Consider the following 22429-nt stretch of genomic DNA (forward strand, 5'->3'; position numbering starts at 1 on the left):
ACGTCATACCGGCAGCAGCCGTCCGATCAGGTCGCTCAACTGGCGTACGGTGCGGCACTCGTGCATCTCGGCCAACCCGGCGTACTCGAGGGCCGCCGAGTCGCCGGTGCCCCAACGGGAGCGCGGCTCGGGGTTCAGCCAGTGGACGCGGCGGGCACGCCGGCCCAGCTCGCCGAGGGCCGGGAGGTTCGGGTCGCCCATGTTGTTGCGGGCGTCACCGAGGACGAACACGGTGGTCCGTGAGCCCACGGCCTCGGCGTACCGTTCGGTGAACTCGCCCAGGGCGGCGCCGTAGTCGCTGCTGCCGTGCCAGCCGGTGACCGCGGCCTCTCCGCGGATGCGGGCGCCGAGGCCGTCCGGGTCGGCGGCGCCGGGCACCAGCAGCCCGGTCACCTCGTCGATCCGGTTGACGAAGGCGAACACCCGCACCTTGCCGAACTGGTCGTGCAGCGCCTGCACCAGCAGCATCGTGAAGTCGGAGAACCCGGAAACCGACCCCGACACATCGCACAGCAGCACCAGTTCGGGCCGCGCGGGCCGACGCCGGCGCAGCACGGGACGCATCGGCACCCCGCCCGTCGACAGGGAACCGCGCAGGGTGCGCCGCAGGTCGATGCTGCCGCGGGAGGCCCTGCGACGGCGGGCGGCCAGCCGGGTCGCCAGCTTCCGGGCCAGCGGCCGCACCGTCCGGCGCAGCTCGGCCAGCCGGTCCTTCCCGGCGAACAGGAAGTCGACGCGGTCGGCCGTCGGGGCCACCGCACGCCGGGCGATCTCGTCCCGGTCCCGCCGTTCGGCGACCCGGCGCCGCGCCTCCGCGGCCACCATCCGGCGGAACTCCTCGATGCGGCGCCGGATCTCCTCCTCCAGCAGCCGGTCGCCGAACCCCGCCGCGCCGTCCCGGGCCCGTACCTCGTCCCGGACCCGCGCGAGCAGCGTCTGCGGGCGCAGCCGGTCCAGCGTCTGGTGCGACGACCAGCCGTCCGACGCCGGTGAACTCCCGTACCCGCCGAAGCCGTCGACCGCCTCCATCGCCAACCGGGCCATCAGCGCCGTGTCATCGGCGGCGAGCGCCGCCGCCAGCCGCTCGCGCAGCGCCGCACGGTCCGCGGGGTCCCTGCGGCCTTCGGGTGCGCCGACCCGGCGGGGGAAGTACAGGTCGAAGACCGCGTCGAACACCGGGCGCTGCCCCGTGGTGTGCAGCAGGGTCGCGGCCAGGCCCTCACGGAGCAACTCCCGTTCTGCGAGCCCCAGTTCCCGAATCGCCCGGGCAGCGTCCACGCTCTCACCGGTGCCGATGCGCACACCGTGCGCGCGGAGCGCGCCGACGAGGCCGGTCAGCCGGACGGTGAGGTCCGCGGCGGCGTTCACACGGCGTCCAGGTCGAGCTTGGCCTCAGCCTTCAGGATGTCGTCCTGGTGCTTGAGGATCACACCCAGGCTGTCCCGTACGACCGTCTCGTCCAGCGTGCCGGCGCCGAGCGCCAGCAGGGTGCGGGCCCAGTCGACGGTCTCGGCCACCGACGGCAGCTTGCGCAGGTCCATCGCGCGCAGCGCCCCGACCACCCGCACCACCGACTCCGCCAGCGCCGCGTCGATCCCCGGCACCTTCAGCCGGACGATCCGCCGCTCCAGCTCCGCGTCGGGGAAGCCGATGTGCAGGAACAGGCAGCGGCGGCGCAGCGCCTCGGACAGTTCACGGGTCGCGTTCGAGGTGAGGACGACGAAGGGGCGGCGGCTCGCGGTGACCGTGCCGAGTTCGGGAACGGTCACCTGGAAGTCGCTGAGCACTTCCAGCAGCAACCCCTCCACCTCGACGTCCGCCTTGTCGGTCTCGTCGATCAGCAGCACCTTGGGATCGTCCCCGCGGATGGCCGTCAGCAGCGGACGCGGCAGCAGGAACTCCTCGCTGAAAATGTCCGTACGCGCCTCGTCCCACGTCTCGTCCCGGCCGGCGCTGATGCGCAGCAGCTGCTTGGCGTGGTTCCACTCGTACAGGGCCCGGGACTCGTCGACGCCCTCGTAGCACTGCAGACGCACCAGCCGGGCCCCGGCGACCTGGGCCACCGCCTTGGCCAGCTCCGTCTTGCCGACCCCGGCGGGGCCCTCCACCAGCAGCGGCTTCCCGAGCCGGTCGGCGAGGAAGACGGTCGTGGCCACCGCGGGCGACGCCAGATAGCCCGCCTCGGCGAGCCGTGCCAAGACATCGTCGACGGAAGTGAACACCTGGGCCTCCAGCTTGGGGCGGCATGGACTGAGCAGGGACTGACGCTGCTATCCAAGCGCTTGTTCACCTCTCCTGTCATCATCACGAGGACGGAGCGGCCCTGTCACGGCCACCCCGTCCTCGTCTCCGTCCCCCGCCTGTGCTCCGTGCTCACGCGGCCTGCGCGACCGAGCCCACCGCCGCCACCGCAGGGGTGCGCAGCACCCGCCGGGCCGTCCACAGGGTCGTCCCTGTCGTGGCCGCCGCCGAGACCGCCGCCATCGCGAGCCAGATGCCGAGGAACCGGTCCGGCAGGACCGCGTCGGTGCGCACCACCGTGAACGGCACGGTCCCGGCCAGCGCGGCCACGGTGCCGAAGAAGACCCCGGTGACCGTGAGGATCACGCCCTCGGTACCCACCACGGCGAGCACCTGCCCCGGGGTCGCCCCCGCCAGCCGCTGCTGCCCGAACTCACGGGAGCGGTACGTCGTCGCCGCGTACAGGGAGTTGACCAGCATGACGCAGACGAAGACGGCGACGATGCCGACGACCGTGAGGTTCAGCGTCTCGAGGTTCTTGGCGTCGACCGACTTCACCAGGCCGGAGGCCGCCGCCGCGTCGCTCTCCACGGCCTGCATCGTCAGCGTCGCCGTGGACACCGCCGTGAACAGGATCAGCGACATCAGGGTCCCGGCGAGACGGCCGGACCGCTCGCGCAGATTGCGTACGGCGAGCCAGCCGCTCGCGCTGCTCAGCGGCAGCGCGTCGAGCAGACCCCGCAGCAGCCGTGGCGACAGCAGGGCGAAGCCGACCGACAACAGGATCGCCCCGTAGGCGGGCGGTGCCATCAGAGCCTCGGCCGTCGCGGAGAGGGCGAAGGTGGAGCAGACCCCCGCGGAGCCCGCGAGCAGCGCCGCGCAGGCCAGGAACCGCCGTGCCCCGGCACGCCGCGCACCGGCCCGGCCGACCCGCCGCAGGGCCAGGAACGCGGCGCCCGCCGACGCGATCAGCGTGATGGACACCCCGCTCGTCAGCGCGACCGGACCGAAGGAGTGCTCGACGGACCGCGCGACCTGGCCGCTGTCCTGGAACACCGTCAGCAGGGCCCGCCCGCCGAGCATCGCCGGGCCGATCGCCAGCACCGCGCCCGCCAGCGCCACGGCCACCGCCTCGCCCACCACCATCCGCCGGAGCTGGCCCGGGGTCGCTCCCGAGCAGCGCAGCAGTTCCAGCTCACCGGTGCGCTGACGCACGGCGACCGTCAGCGTCGAGGCGACCGCGAAGAACACCAGCAGCGTGCCGTAGCCGCCCACGACCCCGGCCGCCAGGCCCAGCGTCCCGGAACTCACCGGGTCGACGCCGTCCTGCCCGGCGGTGTCGTGCATCGAGTTGAACGTCATGATGACCGCCGCGCCCAGGAAGGCGGCCAGCAGCGTCGCGAGAAACCGTCCGGGCCGCTGCCGGACCGACCGCATCGCCAGTACGAACACGGCTCACACCCCCGTCGGCACGTCGTCGCCCAGGTGCGCCAGCCGTTCGGCCACCGCGTCCGCCGTGGGCGTGTCCATCCGGCCCGCGAGCCTGCCGTCCGCGAGGAACAGCACGCTGTCGGCGTAGGAGGCGGCGACCGGGTCGTGCGTCACCATCACCACGGTCCGCCCGTGCACCCGCACCGCCTGCTGGAGCAGCCGCAGCACATCCCGCGCGCTGCGCGTGTCCAGGGCGCCGGTCGGCTCGTCCGCGAAGATCACCCGGGGCTCGGCGACCAGCGCACGGGCGATCGCGACTCGCTGCCGCTGACCGCCGGACAGCTGGTCCGGCCGGTGCCCGAGCCGGTCGCCGAGACCGACCGCCGTCAGCACCTCCCGGGCCCGGCCCCGGTCCACGCGCCGGCCGGCCAGCTTGAGCGGCAGCACCGTGTTCTGCGCGACGGTCAGCGTCTCCAGCAGGTTGTACTGCTGGAACACGAACCCGATCCGCCCGCGCCGGAACTTCGTCAGCTCCGTCTCGTCGCCCCCGGTCAGCTCGGTCCCGTCCACCCGGACGACGCCGCTGTCGGGCCGGTCGAGACCGGCCGCGCACTGCAACAGCGTCGACTTGCCCGAGCCCGACGGTCCCATCACCGCCGTGAACGTGCCGCGTGCCAGGCCGAGCGTCACGCCGTCGAGCGCGGTCACGGCATTGCCGGCACTGCCGTAGGACTTGGTCACCTTCACCAGCCGCAGAGCCTCGGCCGCCGGTTCCGTGTCGTGGTCGCGTCGTACCCCGCTGCGCACCATGGTCCCTGCCCTCCGTCCGGCACCCCCTGTGCCACGCGAACGACGCTACGGACGCGCCGCCCGCACCGCACTGGGCGCAACCCCCGGATCGGGGGGTGTACTCAGCGACACCCCCGAGGACGGCGGACGCGTTCCGAAAGAACCGGGGAGGAGGGGCGTCGGCCGGCCGGGACGCTCTCCAGGGTGCGCGGGCCGTGCACGCCTCCACCCGGCGGACTCAGACGCCGCCGACCAGGGAGTCGCGCCCCGCCCAGAAAGGGCCGCGGATCTCGGAGCGAAGGATCTTGCCGGCGCCGGACACGGGAAGCGTGTCGACGAAGTCGACCGAGGTCACTCTCTTGACGCGGCCGAGGCGGTCTCCCGTGAGGGCGATCAGGTCCTCCTCGGTGACCTCGGCGCCGGATGCTCTGACGACCACGGCCTTCGGCGTCTCGCCCCAGACGTCGTGCGGGACACCGATGACGCATGCCGCGCGGACCCCGGGGTGCGACAGCAGGACCGCCTCCAGCTCAACCGGCCAGATGTTGTAACCGCCTGAGATGATCATGTCGTCCTTGCGGTCCTTGAGGAAGACGTAACCGTCCTCGTCGACGTAGCCCATGTCCCGGGTCAGCACGCTGCCGTCGGGCAACAGCCGCGCCGCGGTGGCGGTGGGGTCGCCCCAGACGCCGCTCATACGTCCCGGAGACCATGCCGCGATTTCCCCGATCTCACCCTGCGGGACGGGGCGGCCCTCGTCGTCGACGACAGTCAGCTTCACATGGGCCGAAGGGCGTCCGACGGAGCGCAGGTGCCGTTGGTTCCTCTCGCCGCCGTCCAGGCGGTGCTCGTGCGGCAGCAGCATGGTGACGGGGGCCACCTCGCTCTGGGCGTACATCTGGTGCAGACACGGGCCGAACAGATCGATGGCCCGCCGCAGCGTCTTCTCGGCGATCGGTGAACCCGCGTAGGTCAGGCAGCGGAGGGTGGAGTAGTCGCGCCGTGCCGCCTCGGGGGTGTCCAGCACCTTCTGGATCATGGTCGGCACCATGGCGGTGTAGGTCGCGCGGTGGGTTTCCACCAGGTCGCCGAACTCCGCGGCGTCGAAGCGCCGCATCGGGATGATCCGGGCGCCGACCGCGAGCATGCCCCACAGGTACGCGACGCCGAGGTGGGCCAGCGAGACCGCGACCACGTAGGTGTCCCGTTCGGTCAGCCGCGGTGTCATCCATCGCCATTCGGAACTGTAGGCAAGCCAGCGGTCGACGCTGTGGTAGATCCCCTTCGGCCGGCCGGTGGTGCCGCTGGAGAACCGGATGATGTGGACGTCGTCGCCGCTCACCGGCACCTGTGGCACCTCGGCGGGGGAGCGCGCCAGCAGTTCGTCGTACCCGTGGGCGCCGGCGGGAGGCGGACCGTCGCCGAGGACCACCACCGCCGTGAGGTTCCGCAGTTTCGGCAGGATGCCGGCCAGAGCGGGATACAGCGCCTCGTCGACGATCAGGGCGCGAGCGTCGATGTGTTCCAGCAGAAACAGGTTCGTGTCGTTGCTGTAGTACGTGTACAGGGTCGCCACCGGCGTGTTGCCGAGCGCGCAGGCGACCGATATCTCCACCGTTTCGAAGCGGTTGTCCGCCAGCACGGCCACCCGGTCCCCGGGAGCCAGGCCGAACGAGGCCAGAGCGTTCGCCAGGCGGCTCGCGCGTTCCAGCAACCCTCCGTAGGTGAGCGTCCTCCCCTCGAACAGGACCGCCGTGTTCTCCCGGTAGTACTGGCCCGACTTCCGGATGATGGTCGCGAAATCCATCGTGCGTCACCTCCGAGCTATGGCGTCACCTGCCTGTGCGACGCGCCGGTCCCGAGGATGGGGGCGGGCGGGCGCGCCCTCAACGTCCGTCCGGCCATCCCGGAAGGCCGCGGCCGGACGGGCCGGGACGTCCGGCTAAGCCGGACGTGCGTTGCCCGGCCGCGGCGGCTCCCGCATGGTCGGCGTCACACAGGCCGGCGGGCGGTCAGGACCCGTCAGCCTCGTCGATTCCCGAGGAGACTGCGTGCGGATCACAACACCTTGGCATCGAAGCAGGCGGTACACGGCGCTCCTGGTCGCCGGGACGTCCGTCGTCGTGCTGGCGGGCTGTGGCGCCGATGCGGAGGCCGGCACGGCGGGCAGTGCCGGCGGCGAGCTCGTCGTGGGCACCCTGATGCCGCTGAGCGGTCCGCAGGAACCGCTGAGCAATTCCTACCGGAGCATGAAGGCGTACTTCGACAGGGTCAACAAGGACGGCGGTATCGGAGGGGTCAAGGTCAGACTGGTGGTCCGTGACGACCAGTTCAACCCGGTCAACACGCCGTCCAAGGTGCGGGAGCTGGTGGACCAGGAGAAGGCCAGGATGCTGTGTGCCAACCAGGGCTCCGGCACCTTCAAGTCCATCAGCTCGTATCTGGCCGCCAGGAAGATCCCCTCGCTGCCGATGTCGGGGGAGTCCAGTCTGTTCACCACCGGATCGACCGGCTTCCAGCTGCTCACACCCTATGAGCTGACGGGTGCTCACCTCGTCCGCTACGGCGTGGAGACGAAGAAGTTCGCACGCGTCGCCATCGCCTACACCGACGACGGGGTGGGAGGACCCTTCCTTTCCGGGGCCCGGCAGCAGCTCGAGGCCATGGGCATCACGCCCGTGGCGGAGGTGAAGATCAACGCAGCCGCCACCGACCAGACGCCGGCCGCGGCCAAGCTCAAGCAGTCACGAGCCGATCTGGTCGTGTTCAACCATGTCGCCCCGGTGGTCTCCCAGTTGGTGAGGGCCACTGACCGGATCGGCTTCCGGCCGCACTGGGGACTGACCTACGCGGCACAGAACAAGCAGGTCCTGGAACTCAGCGGCGACGCCCTGGACGACCGGGCGACCTTCGCCACCCCGTTCCCCGACTCCGAGGCGCCCGAACTCGCCGATTACCGTGCGGCCATGGAGTCCACGGACCCGAAGGTCGACCGCACCGACTTCCTCACCGTGGAGGGCTGGATCGCGGGTGCCGTCTGCGCACAGGTGATCGAGACGGCCGTGGAGAAGGCGGGCGGTGTACCGAGCAGCACGCAGCTGCTGGACGCCATGAAGAACACGTCCGTGGACACCGAGCTGGTCAGAGGGCTGACCTGGTCGCAAGAGGAACGGACCGGCCAACGGCAGCTGCAGCTCCTCGGCGTGAGCGACGGGACCTTCGTCCCCGCACAGGACTACCGGCCCGCCCCCGACGTCGAACTCGGCGAAGGCTAGGACCCCGGGGCCTGCCCCGCGTCCCTGCCCGCCGGGCGGGTGCCGGCAGGCCCCGGGCCTGCCGGCCGGATGCAGAGACCGGGCCGGTGCCGTCCGTGCGCCGGCCTCCCCGACCCACCGCGGACACCTGCCGGTGTGCCGGTATCCATCCCACTGAGGAGAGCCATGCGTCCCCTGACCCCCGACGACGACCGACTGCTGAGCACCTTGCCGGAGGGCGTCGCAGCCGACTTCTTCGACCGTTTCTACTTCAACCTGCACGGCTCCACGCCCGACCCGCTGATCATGATCGGAGCGGGCGTCTACCCCGGCACCGGCGTGGTCGACGCCTATGTGCTGCGCGTCGACGGGGGAGTGCAGCGCAACCTGCGGCTCGGTGACGAACCCGGCGACCTGGCGACGGGCGTTCTCGGCCCGCTGAGCTGGCGGATCGTGAAACCGCTCGAGGAGTGGGCCCTCGCCCTCGGCCCGAACCCGCTCGGCGTCGAATTCGACGTGGTGTGGCGGGCCCGTACCGCCGCCTGGCGCACCGAGGACATCGAGGTCGACAACGGGCGCGGAGGGCAGTCGCGCTTCGGGCATTTCTTCCAGTCCGGCCGCTACGAGGGCACGCTCACGCTCGATGGCGAGCGCCGGGACGTCACGGGCTGGCTCGGCCAGCGGGACCGGTCCCGGGGCGTGCGGGTCGTTGCGGGAGGCCAGGGCCTTCACCTGTGGGTGCAGGCCCAGTTCGCCGACCGTTCGATCGCCTTCATGCTGGACGAGGACCGGTCGAACCAGGTCATCATGTGCGACGGCGGAGTCCTTTCGGAGAATGGCGAAACGGATCCGATTGTCTCGGTGGCACACCGGCTGCAATTCGACGACGGTCTGGATTTCCGGCGCGGCGAACTTCGGATCGTCACGAAGTCCGGAGAAGAGTTCACGCTCACCGCCGACGGAACGTTCGGTGGCGGGTTCCTTTCCGGTGGGGGATACGGCGGCTGGCACGGAAAACGGCACGGCCGGAATCACGTGGCGTACGACGAATTCCCGCTGGACGGCTCCGTGACCCCGAGAAACCTCGACATGCCACTGACCGACCGTCCGGCTGTTTTCTCCCTGAACGGAGAACAGGGGGCCGGAGTCTTCGAGTTCGCCCATTCCCGCAGTCCCCGGTACACGTACCGGCCCTCGCTGGACGGCTGACAGCCGCTGCGCGGCAAGGGGCCCGGCACCACGTTCACCGTGGTGCCGGGCCCCTTGCCGGTTTGCCGAGGAGCCACCGCCGGCGACCCGCTCCGGCGGGGCGCCGGCGGCTCGTCTCAGGCGCTTGTGGACAGTGCGGGCGGCAGGGGGCGGCGGGGCCCCGAGCCGGGCCCGCCCTGCCCGGGCCCGTGGTCCGCGGCGACCTTCGAGGACAGTTCCCGGGCCGAGCGCACCAGCAGACGTTCGTACCGTTCACGGAAGGCGGTGAATCGCTCGGAGGTCACCGAGACCCCGAGCGCCGCGATGGCGCGCCCGTCGGCGCCGACGACCGGGCTGGCGAGGCCGCAGACACCGGGGTCGGCCTCCTCCACGTTGTAACCGACCCCGCGGTTCTTGACGTCCTGCAACTGCCGTCGCAACACGACGAGGTCGGTGATGGTCGACGGAGTGCGCGCGGTGAACTCCTCCCGCGACACCCGGTCGACCACCTCGGGCCAGGGCAGATCGGCGAGCAGAACCTTGCCGGAGGCCGTGCAGTAGCCGGGCAGGGTGCAGCCCGCCCGGGCATGTCCCTGGTGCACTCCGCGGTCCGTCAGGACACGTGCCATGAACACCAGGTGCCTGCCGTCCCAGATCGCCAGGTGACTCGTCTCTCCGGTGTGTTGTGAAAGTTTTTCCATCGCGGACAGCGCATGCTTTCGCAGGATTCCCGCCTCGACCACACTGTTGGCCATCGACATGATGCGCCAGCCCAGTCTGTAACGCGATCGCGAGGTGCGGCGCAGAAGGTCGATGGAGGCGAGACTGGAAAGCAATTCGTGTGCGTTGGATTTGGGGACACCGAGCGTCTGGGCGATCTCGGTGACACCCCACTCCGGGCGCTCTCTGCTGAAGAGTTCGAGCACCTGGCCCGTTCTGACGATAGTGTTCAACATGGAAACCACCAGTCCCTAGGACCATGCCTGCCCGTGATCGGCGGCACGCCAGGAAATCTAGCTGAAATTAGATTAAGGAGCAATGGTTCGTCGTCCTGTTGCCGGGTTGTCATCCTGGCCGGGCTTCGAAGCACCTGCAAGAGGGGCCGGGCCGCCCGTACTTGTAAGCGGGGGCCCGAGCCGGGCACGGGCGAGGGGCCAGGGGCGCGTGTCCGTCACACCCCGGGCCCCTCGTCGGTCCGCTCCTCAGTCCGCCGCGGTCCCCAGATAGGCCGCGCCGACCAGCCGGCCCCCGTCCTCGGTCGAGAGGTCCACGGAGGAGGAGACCTGCCCCTGGTCCAACAGCAGGACGGTGTCGCAGAGCCGTTGCAGCAGATGCGGGTTCTGTTCCATCAGCACCAGTGCCACGCCCTGCTGACGAATGCGCAGCAGCGACTCGGCGAGGTCCGCGATGGCGACGGGGGACAGCCCCAGCGAGGGCTCGTCCAGCACGATCGCCTTCGGCTCCTGCACCAGCGCCCGGCCCAGCGCCAGCCATTGCTGTTCACCGCCGCTCATGGTCCCCGCCCGGCTCTGCGCCTTGCGGGCCAGGAGAGGGAAGATGTCCTCGACCCGGCGCAGCCGGTCCACGGTGAGCCGCAGCCCTGCCCCGAAGGCGGCCATCTCGAGGTTCTCCCGCACCGACAGCTGCGGGAAGACCATTCTCCCCTCGGGCACCAGCGCGAGCCGGTGGCGGATCCGCTCCCGCGGCCGCATACGGGTGAGGTCGGTGCCGTCCAGCCGGATGCTGCCGCCGTGCGCGGGCAGTACTCCGAGGAGTGTCTGGGCGAGGCAGGTCTTGCCCGCTCCGTTGCGGCCGATGAGTCCGACGGCGTGGCCGGAGTCCACGGCGAAATCGATGCCGTGGACCACCGTGACCCCCGGCCGGTACCCCCCGCTGACGTGTTCGATCTCCAGCATCAGTCCAGCACCTTCTCTCCGCTCGCGCTGCGGTCGTCCGAGTCGTCCGTCCCGCCGCTCTGGGCGGCGGGCCCGAGATACGCGGCCCGTACCCGGTCGTCCCGCAGGACCGCCGTCGTCTCGCCGCTGCTGAGCAGGGCCCCCGCGTTCAGCACCATGAGGCGGTCGCACAGCGCCGAGACCAGGGGAACGTCGTGCTCCACCAGGCACAGTGCCGAGCGCGGATGCCGGTCACCGAACTCCTTCAGCGCCCTGACCAGTTCCTGTCGCTCCGACGAACTCAGGCCCGCTGCCGGCTCGTCGAGCAGGAGGACCGGCGGACCCGCGGCTGCGGCGCGTGCCACCTCGGCCATCTTCCGTATCCCGTAGGGAGCTTCCCCGGGGAGCTGGTGCACATGGTCGCCGCAGCCGAAGAGGTCGAGCATCTCGGCGGAGCGGGTGCGCACATCGTCGGCCGGGCCGTCCGGCGCGGACAGGAAGCGACGTGACAGTCGCGCACCGGCCATGACGTTTTCGAGGAGGGTCAACGACGGTGCCAGCAGGGGGTGCTGGAAGGTGCGCACGACACCGCGCCGGGCACGCCGTCCCGGACCGGTCCTCACCATCTCCTGTGAGCCGATCACGATGCTGCCGGCGTCGGCCCGGTACATGCCGCTGAGTACGTTCAACAGCGTCGTCTTGCCCGAGCCGTTGGGACCGATCAGGCCGAGCCGGGCACCCGGTTCGAGAGCGATGTCCACGCCGTCCAGCGCCTTGACACCGCCGAAGGAGAGCGTGAGCCCGGTGGCCCGGAGCCAGGGTGTGCTGTCCGTGCCGTTCATGACCTTCTCCGTTGAACGCGTACCAAGAGGACCCCCAGGCATCTGTCGATGACGCTGCCGAGCCCGCCGTGGCCGGCCAGCAGCGCGACGAGCAGAACGGCACCGAAGACGATGCCGGTGGACGAGGCCGGGACCAGTGACTGGATGTTCGGCGGCAGCGTGCCGACCAGCAGCCCGCCCAGCCAGGCCCCCGTCACGCTGCGGGCCCCGCCGACCAGTCCCGCCACCAGCAGCGAGATCGACAGGAACACCACGAAGATCGTGGGATTGAGGAAGCCGACCGTGAGCCCGTAAGCGGCTCCCGCCAGGGCACCGAGAACGGTCGCCCAGGTCCAGACGGTGATCTTGGCGAGCCGGATGTGCATGCCGAAGACCTGCGCAGCGGGCGTGGCCTCGCCGACGAGCAGCAGGGTGGCGCCCGTACCGCGGGAGAACAGCAGCAGATTGACGATCGCCAGGACGACGAACAGAGCGCACACCGTGATGAGCATCGCCTGGGACGAACCGTCCAGCAGAGTGCCGCCCACCGACACCGGGGGCACGCCCGTACCGGCCTCGCCGCCGGTGATCGACTGCAGGGATATGGCGAGATCGGGAATGGCGAAGGCCAGGGTGAAGGTCGCCAGGGCGGTGAAGATGCCCGTCAGCCGTATGGTCGGTACCGCGATGAGGGCGCCGACGACGACGGCCGTGAGGATCACCAGTGCCAGCGAGGCGAGGAGGGACCAGCCGTTGTTGAGCCCCCACGCCATCGTGTAGGCGCCGACGGCCATATAGGCCCCGGCCGCGAGGTTGATTTCTCCGAGGGTGCCGTTGATGGCGTTGTTGCCGAGCACGGCGACCGCGTACACCGTGCCGATGGTCAGGGAGTACCGCAGCGTGGCGTCTCCCAGGGCTCCGGCGCAGAGGACGACGGCCGCGAGTGCCAGCAAGGACCCGAGGCGCATCGGCAGCAGGCTGCTGCCGCGTCCGGAAGCCAGGGATGCCCTGAGTTGCTCAGCCCGTTTCGTGGCCGGGGACCGGGTGGACACAGGTTTTGCTGTACTGGTCATGATGCCTTCAGACTCGGGCGATCGGCCGGCGGCCGAACAGCCCGTGCGGACGGAGGAGCAGTACGGTCATCAGCGTGACGAACAGCAGTGTCGTCACGAGGTCGGGGCTGATGTACGCCGCCGTCAGATTGGTCGTGACGCCGATGATCATGCCGGCCACCACGGAGCCGGGAATGCTGTCGAACCCGCCGATGACGATGGCGCAGAAGCCGAACACCAGAATGCTGTTGACGCTGGTGGGGGTGAGCGCGTAGATCGGCGCGATGAACAGCCCGCACAGGCCCGCCAGCGCACCGGACACCACCCAGCTTGCGCGCTTGAGGGTGAGCGCCCGCAGCCCCAGCACCTGTGCCGCTGCCGGATTGTCGTGCACGGCGCGCATCGCGACACCGGTTCTGGTCCGCCGGAACCCGATGCTGAGCAGGGTCACGGCGAGCCCGCACGCGATGAACGACACGACGTCGGCGGTGGACAGGCTGAGCGAGCCGAGGGAGAGCACCGTGCCCGTACCCGCGGAGGGGAAGGCGCGTGCGTCCGCTCCCAGGAAGTAGTTCTCCAGCCCTTGCAGCAGCACGCTCACCCCGATGGTTCCCATGGCGGCCGTCAGCAGCCCGAACCGCTCCAGAGGCACTACGACGAACCGGCCGATGAGACCGCCCACGAGGGCGCCCATGAGGACGACGGCCAGCGCGACCGCGACATAGGGCGCGCCCCCCTGGTGGAGCCAGTAGCCGGTGTACAGGGCCACGGCGGCGATGTCGCCCTGGGCGAAGCTGATGTAGCCCGACACCCGGTAGATCACGATGAGTCCGATGCCGGCGAGAGCGAAGATCAGCCCGCTCACCAGGCCCGACACCAGGCTCGACTGAAAGAGGAACATAGGAGTCTCCCGACTTCTTTCAGCGCTGGTTTTCCGGCGCGTCGGGAAGCTCACGGAAGTCGGTGAGTGCCACGAACTTCCCGTTCTTCACACCGATGACGTTGGCCTCGCGCTGCCCGGTGCGGTTGTCCTCGGTCCAGCGCAGGCCGTTGACGTAGGCGTCGTCGTAGGTCAGGCCCGGCATGGCCGCCACGACCTGCTCCCTCGTGGGCGTCTTCCCGCCGGCGGCCTCGATCGCGCGTTCCAGGACCTGGTGGCAGACGGTGGCGCTGGTCCAGCCGAGCATCACGATGGTGTCGGTGACGTCCAGGCCGGGCTTGTGCCTGTCGAGCACCGCGCGGTACTCCCCGGCCTCGGGGGCGTCACCGAGGATGAACGGGGAGGAGAAGACGATGTTCCCCTTGTCCAGCGCACCGCCGCTCAGCTCGAGCAGGTTCTTGTTCAGCGCGGGCCACACCGTGCCCCACTGCGGCCGGAAACCGATCTTGTCGGCGGCCTTGAAGACCTGGGAGATCACCGGGGCCGTGTTGTTGATGATCACGAAGTCGGCCTTTGCCGCCTTCAGTTTGGCCGCCAGCGCGGACTGGTCCGGCGCGGTCGCGTTGTAGGTGACCTCGGCGACGGGCTTCCTGCCCATCTGTTCCAGCTGCCACCTCGCACCGGCCACGGTCGGCTTGCCCACCGAGTCCTCGCTGTAGGCGATCGCGACCCGCTTCATGTCCATGTCCTCGACGGCGTACTGGGCGAGCTGGGCGGCGAGCGGTGTGTACGTCGGTACCTGCAGGTACGAGGTCCTGCCCGTCAGCTCGGACGAACCGGCGCCCGGAACGATGGCGACGTTCCGCGCCTCCAGGTAGTCCTTGACCGCCATGGTGGTGGGCGAACCGGACGGGCCGCACATCATCAGCGCCTTGTCCCGCTCCACCAGCTGACGTGCGGCACTGGGCGTCTGGGCCGGGTTCAGCTGGTCGTCCTGCACTTTGAGCCGGACCTTGTGGCCCTTGATGCCGCCCTTCGCGTTCACCTCGTCGAAGTAGGCCTGCATGCCGTCGTACAGCACGCTGATCGACGCCGCGGGACCGCTCAACGGCCCGTAGGAGCCGATGACGATGTCCCCGGAGCCCTCGTCGCTCCCCCCGGCGCCCGTACTCCCGCCGCCACAGGCACCGAGAAGCAGGCTGCCCACGAGGACACCGGACAGGGCGGTGAGACCGCGCAGTCCGCCTGGTGCCGATCTGAAGAGTTTGCTCATTTTCTGTCTCCGATGGTTGGGAGAGGGCGGCATGGCCCGTCCTGGGAGCCTGGCCGTCGGGCGGGCCGCACAGAACAGGCGTCCGGAAATGCCGAACAGAACAGGGGAAAGCAGGATCAGCGAAGTTCGAACCGGCGGATCTTGCCGGTGACGGTGCGGGGGAGCGGAGCGGTGCGCAGAACCCAGTGGCGGGGCACCTTGAAACCGGCCAGTTCCCGCCTGCACAGCGCATCGAGTTCATCGGGCGTGACCCGGCGCACGTCATCGACCACGACGACGGCCCGCCCGACCTGTCCGTACCGCGTGTCGGGCACGGGGACCACGGCCGCCTCCCGCACGTGCACGTGGCTCTGCAGTACGCGTTCCACCTCGGCGGGATAGACGTTGAGGCCGCCACTGATGATCATTTCCTTGACGCGGCCCGCGACGTGCACATGGCCGTCCTCGTCCACGAAGCCGCGGTCGCCCGTCCGCAGCCAGCCGTCCACCACGGCCGACGCCTCGGCCCCCTCCCGGGCGTGATAGAGGCCCGACGTCTGGGGCGAACGCACCGCGATCTCCCCGTGCTCCCCGGGTTTCGTGTCGTCGCCCGACCGGTCGACGACGCGTACGTTCGCCGCCAGGGAGCTGCGCCCGGCGGCCCCGTCGTGCCGTACCACCTGGTCGGAGTCGAGGTAGACCATCGTGGAAGGGAACTCCGAGACTCCGTAGCCCTGCATGAAACGCACCAGGGGGATGCGCCGCTGGATCTGCTCGATCTCGGCGGCGGTCACCGGCTCACCGCCGGCCAGGACCAGACGCAGGGACGACATGTCGTGCCGCTCCGGAGCGTCCGAGGCCAGGATGATCCGTACGACGGAAGGGGCCAGCATCGCCGTGGTGACGCCGTCGCGTTCGACCAGGGCGCAGAAGTCCTCGGCGGTGAATCCGCCGGTGCGCTTGAGGACGACGGTGCCGCCGCGCCACAGCGTGCTCAGCGTCAGGCAGTGCAGGCCCGCTGCCCAGCTCAGGGACGGCACGACCATGTGCACGTCGTCACTGGTGACGTCGAAGTCCACGATCTGGGCGAGCGCGTTGAACAGAACCGTCCCGTGCGTGTGCGTCACCCCCTTGGGGAACCCTGTGGTGCCCGAGGTGTACTGGAGCAGGAGCCGCTGTCCGCTGTCGGTGGTGGGGGGCGGAGCTTCCGTCGGCTCGTGGTCGAGCAGCGTGTCGTACGCGAGTTCGCCCTCATGCGCTCCGTCGACGACCACCCGCCGGACGGCCCGGTCGCCGTCGTCCCCCGCCCGGCCGGTGGTGACGTCGGCCAGCCCCGCACGCAACCGCTCCTCGGTGATCACCCAACCCGCTCGGGAGTCCGCCACGATGTACGCGATCTCCGCCGGCCGCAGCAGATAGTTGACCGGTACGACGACGCCACCCAGGTACGCCACCGCGTACACCGTCTCGATGTAGGCCGGGCGGTTGGTCAGCAGGACGGCGGCCGTGTCGCCCGCCCGGAATCCGCGCGCGGCGAACCCGGCGGCCAACCGCAGTACACGGTCGGCGAGTTGTCCGTAGGTGACGCGCTCGTCCTCGAAGACCAGCGCGACCTTGTCAGGGTCGTGCTGCCAGCCTGTGCGCCGGCGCAGCACCGTGTCGGTCAGTCCGTAGAGTCCCATGGCTTCCTCCCTCTCAGTACGCTGCGGCGAGCGCCTGCTCGGCGAGTTCCGGAACCCCGTGCTCCAGCTCGGCGATGAACGGATCGTCGGTCGTGCCCTGCAAGGCACGCCGGTAGAAGCTCTCCAGCCCGACCGCGGTACGCCAGAACGCGAGCGCCACGTACCAGTGCAGGCCCTCCGTGCTCCGGCCCGTCCTCTCGGCGTAGCGGCCCACGAGTTCGCCACGGGTGGGGAAGTGCCCTCCGCGGACCGCTCCGGCGAGCGACAGCAGCGTGCCGGAGTCCTGCGTGCCTTCGGGGTAGGTGGACAGCAGATAGCCGAGGTCGGTCAGCGGATCGCCCAGAGTGGCCAGTTCCCAGTCGAGCAGGGCCAGCAGTCTCGGGGTGGAGCCGGGAGCGAACATCAGGTTCCCCAGCCGGTAGTCACCGTGCACCAGGGTGGTGTCCGACTGTGCGGGCCGGTGGGCGAGCAGCCATCGCCCGGCCTCGTCCACGGCGGGGATCGCGCGCGTCCGGTGGGTGTCCCAGAGGCGGCCGAAGGTGCGCAGCTGCCGGTCGAGGAACCGTTCGCCCCGGCCCAGGCTCCGGAGCCCGGCCGCGTCGATGTCGACCTGATGCAACCGTACGAGCGTGTCGACCAGTTCCGTCCCCAGGCCGTACCGGCCCTCGGGCGTGTCCAGCGCGGCCGGCACGCTGCCGGTGACCACGTCCCCGGTCAGCTTGTCCATGACGTAGAACGGCACTCCCAGGACCGAACCGGTCGGCTCGGTGGCGAGGATGCGTGGCACCGGTACGGCGGTGGGCAGGAGCGCGCGCTGGACGCGGGCCTCACGGAGCACGTCGTGCGCGCTCTCCTGATAGGGCGGGCGCGGCGGCCGGCGCAGCACGCCCTCCCAGCCGTCCCGGCGCAGGAGATACGTGACGTTCGAGTGGCCTTCCCCGATCCGCGCCTCACGGACCGGGCCGCGGCCCAGCCCTTCGGCGTCCAGAAACGCGGCGAGCGGCTCTCTGACGAGAAGGGGCGGGTGCGCGAGTGCTGCCCTTTGCGCCGACGTGTCCACCACGTCCACGAGCGACCCCGAGGCGGGGGCGCTCATCGGGCCGGCTCCGTCCCTGCAAGGGCCGCCGTACCCGGTCCGGCGTTCGCGTTACTCGTTGTGCGGGTCGCTTTCATGGCGCCAGGTTCGGCGGACCGCCGGGGAACGGCAACGAGCGTTCGGATATGCCGGATCCGGCACTTTGGCCCGGACGCGGGCCCCGGGCGGGGAGCGAGGGTCCGGTGAGGTGCGGCGACCCCGGCCGTGCCTCCCCACCAGGGCGGTTCGTACTTCACCACGGCTGGTCGACGCGGCCGCACCCCCCTGTGTCCGGTCCATGCTGCCCGCATCGGCAGGGCGGGGGGCCACGACAGGACCGGAGGGAAACGCGTCAGTCGACCAGGACGACCTCCAGGACGCGCGGGCCGTGGACGCCCTCCACCCGGTCGAGTTCGATGTCGCTCGTCGCCGAGGGACCGGAGATCCAGGTGAGGGGACGCGCCGGGTCGAGGCGTTCGAGGGCGTACGGGACGGAGGGCACGACCTGCGCGGCGCGGACGACGCAGATGTGGTGGTCCGGGACGAGGGTGATCCGGCGGCGGCCCTGGTCGGGGGAGCCGTCGAGGACGATCGTGCCGGTCTCGGCGACGGCGACCGCGCAGGCGGTGACCACGCTGTCGACCCGGTCCAGTTCGTGCGGGGTGCTCTGCGCCCGGTCCGCGACCCGCCTCACGTCGCTCCCCGCGAGCCAGCTCTCGTCCAGCCCCGGCGGGACGAGGACCGACGAGGAGCCGCGCGAGACCAGGAGCCCGGCGACGACCTCGGCCAGGTGGCCGGCGTCGGTGCGGTGGACGATCGCACGGTAGTCGGCGAGGTTCTCGGCGAGGAGGTCCAGCGTCTGCGCGGGGGTGCGGTCACCGTGCTCGCGCAGATAGTCGCGGGTGACCGCCCGCTCGTACGGTGTCTCGTCGCCGCGCGGGACGTCGGCGAGGGCGCGCCGCACCCGGCCCAGGATCCGTTCCCTGCTGCTCACCGGTCACCACCCCTGTCCTCGGCTTTGTCCGCGGCGCTGTCCGCGGCACTGTTCTTCGCAGGCGTCCCGGCACCGGGCGGCGTCCTCGGCAGGGCGGGGCCGCCCCTGCCGTGTGCGCGCTGCCACCAGTCGCGGAAGGGCTCCGCGGGCACCGCCGGAAGATCCCGGGTGCCGCTCCATGCCCGGCCGGGACCCGGCAGGGTGCGCGGGTGGAGGCGCCGGGTGCGGGAGGCGAGGCGCTGGCCGGTGCGCAGCGCGCCCGGGTACGAGAACGCCCAGCGGGCCGCGCGCATCGCGGCGCGCTCGGCGGCGTGCCCCTTCGCCGGCTGCAGCACGACCTTGTTGCCGCCCCGGACGGCCTGGCCGCCCTCCACGACCCGTTCCCGCAGATGCACCAGCACCTCGGGGATGTCGATGGCGACCGGGCACACCTCGTAGCAGGCCCCGCACAACGACGAGGCGTACGGCAGGGAGGCGTCGATCTCGCTTGCGGTGCCCCGCAGTTGAGGGCTGAGGATGGCACCGATCGGGCCCGGGTAGACGGAGCCGTAGGCGTGGCCGCCGGCCCGCTCGTAGACCGGGCAGACGTTCAGGCACGCCGAGCAGCGGATGCAGCGCAGTGCCTGCCGGCCGACCTCGTCGGCAAGTGTGTCGGTGCGGCCGTTGTCCAGCAGGACGAGGTGGAAGGCGCGCGGGCCGTCCTCGTCGGCGGTGCCGGTCCAGGTGGACGTGTACGGGTTCATGCGCTCGGCGGTCGAGGAGCGCGGGAGGGTCTGCAGGAACACCTCCAGGTCCTGCCAGGTCGGGACGATCTTCTCGATGCCGACGACCGAGATCAGCGTCTCCGGCAGGGTCAGGCACATCCGCCCGTTGCCCTCGGACTCCACCACCACCAGCGTGCCGGTCTCGGCGACCATGAAGTTGGCCCCGGAGATGCCGACCTTGGCGCGCAGGAACTTCTCCCGCAGGTGCAGCCGCGCGGCTTCGGCGAGTTCGGCGGGCGTGTCGGTGAGGCCCTCGGGTGCCGGGCGGCCCCAGCCGCTCATCTCACGGGCGAAGATGTCCCGGATCTCCCCGCGGTTGCGGTGGATCGCGGGGACGAGGATGTGCGAGGGCCGGTCCTTGCCCAACTGCACGATCAGCTCGGCCAGATCGGTCTCGTAGGCGCGGATGCCCGCGGCCTCGAGGGCCTCGTTGAGCTCGATCTCCTGCGTGGCCATCGACTTGACCTTGACGACCTCCGACTCGCCGGTCTCCTTGACGAGTGCGGTCACGATCCGGTTGGCCTCGGCGGCGTCGGCGGCCCAGTGGACCGTGCCGCCCGCGGCCGTCACCGACTCCTCCAACCGCACCAGGTACTCGTCCAGGTGGCGGAGGGTGTGGTCCTTGATCCGCTTGCCCGCCTCCCGCAGCTGTGCCCAGTCCGACACCTCGGCGACGGCCTTCGCCCGCTTGGCCCGGATGGTGTGCGTGGCGTGCCGGAGGTTGCCGCGCAGGGTGGTGTCGCGCACCGCCTCCCGCGCGGCCCGGGGAAAGGCCGGCATTCCGACGAACGTTCCGCTCATACGGCCGTCGCCTCCTCTTCCGTGTGCGCCAGGATCTCAGCGATGTGCACCGGCCGCATGCCGGTCCGCAGCCGGGTCATCGTCCCCCCGATGTGCATCAGGCACGAGTTGTCCGCCGCGCACAGCACCTCGGCGCCCGTCGACTCGGCGTTGCGCACCTTGTCGGCGCCCATCGCGGCGGAGACGTCGGGGTTCTTCAGCGCGAACGTGCCGCCGAAGCCGCAGCACTCGTCGGCCCCCGGCAGTTCGACCAGCTCCAGCCCCTTCACGGCCTCCAGGAGCCGCCGGGGCCGGTCGCCGAGTCCCAGGGAACGCAGCCCGTGGCAGGTCGGGTGGTAGGTCACCGTGTGCGGGTAGTACGCGCCGACGTCCGTCAACCCCAGTACGTCCACCAGGAACTCGGTGAGTTCGTACGTCTTCGGCACCACCGGCGCCAGCGTGGCCGCGAGGCCGCCCCCGCGTCCCTCCGCACGGGCCCGTTCGCCCATCCGCGGATACAGCTCCCGCACCATCGCCCCGCACGACCCGGAAGGCGTCACGATCGCCTCGTAGTCCCCGAAGACCTCGGAGAAGTGCCGGGCGAGCGGCTCGGCCTCGTGCCGGTACCCGGTGTTGTAGTGCGCCTGCCCGCAGCAGGTCTGCGCCATCGGGAAGTCGACCTCGACGCCGAGCCGGGTCAGCAGCTTCACCACCGCGCGCCCGGTGTCGGGATAGAGCGTGTCGTTGACGCAGGTCAGGAACAGGGCGACACGCATCGCGGCTCCTTGTGGATCGATCATCGGATGAGTGCAGGGTAGTGCGCGGTCGCTCGTGCGGGGAGACCCACGACGTGGCCGTGGCCCGTCCGGCAGATCCGTGGGGTCCGCCGGGGCAGGCCCTACGCGAGCCGGGCCTGCGCGGCCTCCCACCGCCGCGTGCCGCCGCGCGGTTCGTACCGGGTCAGCGGCTGGGTACGGGTGAGCAGACGCCGCATTCCGGCCAGGTCGCCGGCCGGCCCGTGCGCACGGGCCTGCACGAGGACGTTGCCCAGCGCGGCCGCCTCGGTCGGTCCGGCCACCACCGGCAACCCGCAGGCGTCCGCGGTCAGTTGGCACAGCAGGGCGTTGCGGGTGCCGCCGCCCACGATGTGCACGACGTCGACCGACCGCCCGGCGCACCGCTGGGCGTCCCCGACGGCCCTGCGGTGCGCGAGCGCGAGAGAGTCGAGGATGCAGCGGGTGATCTCGGCGGGGGAGCCGGGCACCGGCTGGCCCGAGACCCGGCAGGCCTCGGCGATCCGCTCCGGCATCCGCCCCGGCGCCAGGAACGCGGCGTCCCCGGCGTCCACCACCGACCGCAGCGCGGGCACCTTCGCCGCCTCCAGCAGCAGCGCCCCCAGGGCGTCCGGCTCGCCCCAGGCCCGTACGCACTCCTGGAGCAGCCACAGACCCATGATGTTGCGCAGGTAGCGGACCGTGCCGTCCAGCCCGAGCTCGTTGGTGAAGTTGGCGGCGCGGCTCTCCTCGGTCAGGACCGGGGCGTCCAGCTCGAGGCCGGCCAGGGACCAGGTGCCGGTGCAGATGTAGGCGAACCGCTCATCGCCGGCGGGAACGGCGGCCACTGCGGACGCCGTGTCGTGCGAGCCGACCGCCGTCACCGCGACGGGTCCGGCCAGACCGGTCTCCTCCAGCACCTCGGGCCGCAACTCCCCGGCAGGGTCACCGGGTTGCCGCAGCGGTGCGAAGAGGGAGAGATCGATGCCGAGGCGCTCGGCCACGCCGCGGGACCAGTCGCGGGTGCGCGGGTCGATCAGCTGCGTGGTCGAGGCGTTGGTCAGTTCCGTTCCCTGCTCACCGGTGAGCCAGTACGTCAGCAGGTCCGGGATCAGCAACAGACGTCTGGCCTGGGCGAGTTGGGCGGTGGAGCGGGCCGCCGCCAACTGGTGCAGCGTGTTGAACGGCGCGTACTGCAGACCGGTCGCCGCGTACAGCTCCCCGGCGGGAACGCTCGCCCACACCTTCTCCGCGACCCCCTCCGTGCGGCGGTCACGGTAGTGCACCGGGTTGCCCAGCAGCGCCCCGTCCGCGTCCAGCAGGCCGTAGTCCACGGCCCAGCTGTCGACACCGACGGACGCGAGCCCGTCGCCCGCCCTCCGCAGACCCTCCAGCACCCCGGCGTACAGGCCGAGCACGTCCCAGCGCAGCCCCTCGGGCACCCGCACCGGCCGGTTCGCGAAGCGGTGGACCTCGGTCAGCTCCAGGCTGTCGGGGCCCACGCGGCCGACCATGACGCGCCCGCTGGACGCGCCGAGGTCGACCGCCGCGTACGGCC

The 22429-nt window shown here is 71.1% G+C and carries 19 protein-coding genes; 2 read left to right on the forward strand and 17 right to left on the reverse strand.

All coding sequences use genetic code 11. The annotated features are described in order from the left end of the window. Nucleotides 1–3 precede the first annotated feature (3 nt). The 5 genes from ACIF80_RS15155 to ACIF80_RS15175 form a co-directional block, all read right to left on the reverse strand. On the reverse strand, nt 4–1368 hold the full coding sequence (locus tag ACIF80_RS15155) for a VWA domain-containing protein (protein WP_399804268.1): 1365 nt from the start codon (nt 1366–1368) through the stop codon (nt 4–6). Beyond that, a complete protein-coding gene (locus tag ACIF80_RS15160) occupies nt 1365–2222 on the reverse strand; it encodes an AAA family ATPase (RefSeq protein WP_399804270.1) in 858 nt (285 codons plus the stop codon). Before ACIF80_RS15160 ends, ACIF80_RS15155 begins: the two co-directional genes overlap by 4 nt. 151 nt (nt 2223–2373) lie before the next feature. Further along, complete coding sequence (locus ACIF80_RS15165) at nt 2374–3693, reverse strand: FtsX-like permease family protein (RefSeq protein WP_399804273.1); 1320 nt, start codon at nt 3691–3693, stop codon at nt 2374–2376. A 3-nt stretch (nt 3694–3696) separates the two neighbouring features. After that, nucleotides 3697–4482 (reverse strand): ABC transporter ATP-binding protein, encoded by a 786-nt coding sequence (locus tag ACIF80_RS15170; protein ID WP_399804276.1) that lies wholly within the window; start codon nt 4480–4482, stop codon nt 3697–3699. Between the two features lie 217 nt (nt 4483–4699). After that, on the reverse strand, nt 4700–6268 hold the full coding sequence (locus ACIF80_RS15175; RefSeq protein WP_399804279.1) for a class I adenylate-forming enzyme family protein: 1569 nt from the start codon (nt 6266–6268) through the stop codon (nt 4700–4702). 244 nt (nt 6269–6512) lie between these two features. Here ACIF80_RS15175 and ACIF80_RS15180 point away from each other — a divergent pair, with 244 nt between their 5' ends. Then, a complete protein-coding gene (locus ACIF80_RS15180; protein ID WP_399804282.1) occupies nt 6513–7736 on the forward strand; it encodes an ABC transporter substrate-binding protein in 1224 nt (407 codons plus the stop codon). A 165-nt stretch (nt 7737–7901) separates the two neighbouring features. Continuing rightward, a complete protein-coding gene (locus tag ACIF80_RS15185) occupies nt 7902–8924 on the forward strand; it encodes a hypothetical protein (protein WP_399804285.1) in 1023 nt (340 codons plus the stop codon). A gap of 116 nt (nt 8925–9040) precedes the next feature. On the opposite strand, the gene ACIF80_RS15190 is transcribed toward ACIF80_RS15185, so the two are convergent. The 12 genes from ACIF80_RS15190 to ACIF80_RS15245 form a co-directional block, all read right to left on the reverse strand. After that, the gene (locus ACIF80_RS15190) at nt 9041–9859 is read right to left on the reverse strand and encodes an IclR family transcriptional regulator (protein WP_399804288.1); all 819 of its coding nucleotides are present in this window, start codon (nt 9857–9859) and stop codon (nt 9041–9043) included. A gap of 246 nt (nt 9860–10105) precedes the next feature. Then, nucleotides 10106–10819: an ABC transporter ATP-binding protein gene (locus ACIF80_RS15195; RefSeq protein ID WP_399804291.1), complete on the reverse strand. Its 714-nt coding sequence runs from the start codon at nt 10817–10819 to the stop codon at nt 10106–10108. Then, the gene (locus tag ACIF80_RS15200) at nt 10819–11640 is read right to left on the reverse strand and encodes an ABC transporter ATP-binding protein (protein ID WP_399804294.1); all 822 of its coding nucleotides are present in this window, start codon (nt 11638–11640) and stop codon (nt 10819–10821) included. The genes ACIF80_RS15195 and ACIF80_RS15200 overlap by 1 nt, the downstream gene beginning before the upstream one ends. Next, nucleotides 11637–12587 carry a branched-chain amino acid ABC transporter permease gene (locus tag ACIF80_RS15205; RefSeq protein ID WP_399804296.1) on the reverse strand — a complete coding sequence of 317 codons (951 nt, stop codon included), beginning with the start codon at nt 12585–12587 and terminating at the stop codon, nt 11637–11639. The genes ACIF80_RS15200 and ACIF80_RS15205 overlap by 4 nt, the downstream gene beginning before the upstream one ends. A gap of 112 nt (nt 12588–12699) precedes the next feature. Further along, complete coding sequence (locus ACIF80_RS15210) at nt 12700–13572, reverse strand: branched-chain amino acid ABC transporter permease (RefSeq protein ID WP_399804298.1); 873 nt, start codon at nt 13570–13572, stop codon at nt 12700–12702. Nucleotides 13573–13591: 19 nt separating this feature from the next. Further along, nucleotides 13592–14824, reverse strand: coding sequence for an ABC transporter substrate-binding protein (locus ACIF80_RS15215; protein ID WP_399804301.1), 1233 nt, complete (start codon nt 14822–14824; stop codon nt 13592–13594). A 116-nt stretch (nt 14825–14940) separates the two neighbouring features. Continuing rightward, nucleotides 14941–16485 carry a class I adenylate-forming enzyme family protein gene (locus ACIF80_RS15220; RefSeq protein ID WP_399804304.1) on the reverse strand — a complete coding sequence of 515 codons (1545 nt, stop codon included), beginning with the start codon at nt 16483–16485 and terminating at the stop codon, nt 14941–14943. Nucleotides 16486–16498: 13 nt separating this feature from the next. After that, nucleotides 16499–17581, reverse strand: a complete 1083-nt coding sequence (locus tag ACIF80_RS15225) for a phosphotransferase family protein (RefSeq protein WP_399804306.1) — start codon at nt 17579–17581, stop codon at nt 16499–16501. A gap of 331 nt (nt 17582–17912) precedes the next feature. Continuing rightward, the gene (locus ACIF80_RS15230) at nt 17913–18554 is read right to left on the reverse strand and encodes a lactate utilization protein C (RefSeq protein ID WP_399804308.1); all 642 of its coding nucleotides are present in this window, start codon (nt 18552–18554) and stop codon (nt 17913–17915) included. Beyond that, a complete protein-coding gene (locus ACIF80_RS15235) occupies nt 18551–20119 on the reverse strand; it encodes a LutB/LldF family L-lactate oxidation iron-sulfur protein (protein ID WP_399804311.1) in 1569 nt (522 codons plus the stop codon). The genes ACIF80_RS15230 and ACIF80_RS15235 overlap by 4 nt, the downstream gene beginning before the upstream one ends. Further along, complete coding sequence (locus ACIF80_RS15240; RefSeq protein WP_399804314.1) at nt 20116–20874, reverse strand: (Fe-S)-binding protein; 759 nt, start codon at nt 20872–20874, stop codon at nt 20116–20118. Before ACIF80_RS15240 ends, ACIF80_RS15235 begins: the two co-directional genes overlap by 4 nt. Before the next feature lie 122 nt (nt 20875–20996). After that, complete coding sequence (locus ACIF80_RS15245) at nt 20997–22385, reverse strand: rhamnulokinase family protein (protein WP_399805258.1); 1389 nt, start codon at nt 22383–22385, stop codon at nt 20997–20999. Between the last annotated feature and the right edge of the window lie 44 nt (nt 22386–22429).

Origin of the sequence: Streptomyces sp. NPDC085927 (genome assembly GCF_044540975.1) — a bacterium.
Classification (GTDB): Bacteria; Actinomycetota; Actinomycetes; order Streptomycetales; family Streptomycetaceae; genus Streptomyces; species Streptomyces hirsutus.

Coding starts and splice junctions, on each gene's coding strand:
- ACIF80_RS15205 (WP_399804296.1), bottom strand. CDS start 12,587: ATGCGCCTCGGGTCCTTGCTGGCACTCGCGGCCGTCGTCCTCTGCGCC.
- ACIF80_RS15235 (WP_399804311.1), bottom strand. CDS start 20,119: ATGAGCGGAACGTTCGTCGGAATGCCGGCCTTTCCCCGGGCCGCGCGG.
- ACIF80_RS15170 (WP_399804276.1), bottom strand. CDS start 4,482: ATGGTGCGCAGCGGGGTACGACGCGACCACGACACGGAACCGGCGGCC.
- ACIF80_RS15185 (WP_399804285.1), top strand. CDS start 7,902: ATGCGTCCCCTGACCCCCGACGACGACCGACTGCTGAGCACCTTGCCG.
- ACIF80_RS15245 (WP_399805258.1), bottom strand. CDS start 22,385: ATGGTCGGCCGCGTGGGCCCCGACAGCCTGGAGCTGACCGAGGTCCAC.
- ACIF80_RS15210 (WP_399804298.1), bottom strand. CDS start 13,572: ATGTTCCTCTTTCAGTCGAGCCTGGTGTCGGGCCTGGTGAGCGGGCTG.
- ACIF80_RS15225 (WP_399804306.1), bottom strand. CDS start 17,581: ATGAGCGCCCCCGCCTCGGGGTCGCTCGTGGACGTGGTGGACACGTCG.
- ACIF80_RS15190 (WP_399804288.1), bottom strand. CDS start 9,859: ATGTTGAACACTATCGTCAGAACGGGCCAGGTGCTCGAACTCTTCAGC.
- ACIF80_RS15220 (WP_399804304.1), bottom strand. CDS start 16,485: ATGGGACTCTACGGACTGACCGACACGGTGCTGCGCCGGCGCACAGGC.
- ACIF80_RS15240 (WP_399804314.1), bottom strand. CDS start 20,874: ATGCGTGTCGCCCTGTTCCTGACCTGCGTCAACGACACGCTCTATCCC.
- ACIF80_RS15195 (WP_399804291.1), bottom strand. CDS start 10,819: ATGCTGGAGATCGAACACGTCAGCGGGGGGTACCGGCCGGGGGTCACG.
- ACIF80_RS15215 (WP_399804301.1), bottom strand. CDS start 14,824: ATGAGCAAACTCTTCAGATCGGCACCAGGCGGACTGCGCGGTCTCACC.
- ACIF80_RS15200 (WP_399804294.1), bottom strand. CDS start 11,640: ATGAACGGCACGGACAGCACACCCTGGCTCCGGGCCACCGGGCTCACG.
- ACIF80_RS15175 (WP_399804279.1), bottom strand. CDS start 6,268: ATGGATTTCGCGACCATCATCCGGAAGTCGGGCCAGTACTACCGGGAG.